Genomic DNA, 1,271 nt, shown 5'->3' on the forward strand with positions numbered 1-1,271 from the left:
ATTGCCTGCTCTTTACTGTCCGGGCCAGAGGTCAGCACAAGGGTATGCCCGTCATCGTGTAACGCCTGCACAACCGCGGCGAATTTCTCGTCGCTCCAGCATTTAAAAAACCAGCGAGACGTCGGCTGCACCACGATATATTTCTTTACCCCATTCAGCAGTGTTGTCACCCGTTGACGATCGCTTGCTGCGTAGTGCATGCCAACCGTAGCATCGAGGGTGTGTAGCTGAAGGGGAGCAAGTAACGACAGGTTCTGCTCCACGGTATGCAGATTCTGATGGGTAGCAGTAGGGACTAACTGGGTATGACAGCGCTGCCACAGTGCACCACGGCGTTTGGGAATATCGAAGCCCAGCCGCACCGGGGCGCCAGTAAAACGGGTAATGAGGGCGCTGCGCCACTGATCCGCCAGATTAAGCACGATATCGTACTGCTGTGATCTCAGCATCCTCAGCAACTGCCACTCTTGAGAAAGCTGATAACGCACGCCCTGTTTTTTCCAGTTTCGATCGATAGCATAAATCTGGTTGATATCAGGATGGCAGGCCAGCATGGCACGGGTTTCTTCATACAGCAGGACGTCAATTTTTGCATCCGGAAAGGCCGCTTTCAGTGAACGTATGACCGGTGTGGTGAGAAGCATATCGCCATGATGGCGAAACTTAATTACCAGAATACGCGTAGCCTGGTGGGGAGAAAACGGCAGGTCTGGACGTTTCATGCTATATCGCTGTTCAGTAAACCAGTCGCTGATTCTAAAGCAGACACGGGAAAGTGGCTAGCCCGGCGCACGCGGGCCATGCAAGTGGTGGAATAACTTTGCGCAATCAGCATCCGCTACGTAACATAGTGGGCAGGTAATTTTATGGCAGGAACAACAATGGGTAAGCCCGCGTTTATCATCACTATCGATACCGAAGGCGATAACCTTTGGCAAAATCACGATCGGATCGCTACCGAAAACACCCGTTTTTTGCCACGATTTCAGCAGTTGTGTGAAAAATACACCTTCAAACCCACCTGGCTGACCAACTATGAGATGGCGGTGGATCCTGAGTATATTGAGTTTGCCCGGGATGTTATCGCGCGCGACAGCGGCGAGATTGGCATGCATTTACATGCCTGGAACAGCCCGCCACTTTATGATTTAACCGGTGACGACTGGCGCCATAAACCCTATCTGATTGAATACCCGCAAGAGAATATGCGGGAAAAAGTCAGTTATATGACCCGTCTACTGGAAGAAACCCTCCAGGTAAAAATGCGCAGT

The 1,271-nt window shown here is 51.4% G+C and carries 1 protein-coding gene and 1 pseudogene; one reads left to right on the forward strand and one right to left on the reverse strand.

The window, feature by feature from the left end:
• Positions 1–722: putative lipopolysaccharide heptosyltransferase III (gene rfaQ, locus WH277_RS00150; RefSeq protein WP_339503649.1), on the reverse strand; the 722-nt coding region annotated here is incomplete at its 3' end.
• Between the two features lie 159 nt (positions 723–881).
• Between rfaQ and WH277_RS00155 the strand changes: the two are divergent.
• Positions 882–1,271, forward strand: a pseudogene (locus WH277_RS00155) (deacetylase); the annotation flags it as partial.

This window comes from Erwinia sp. MYb416, assembly GCF_037479575.1.
GTDB classification, from domain to species: domain Bacteria; phylum Pseudomonadota; class Gammaproteobacteria; order Enterobacterales; family Enterobacteriaceae; genus Erwinia; species Erwinia rhapontici.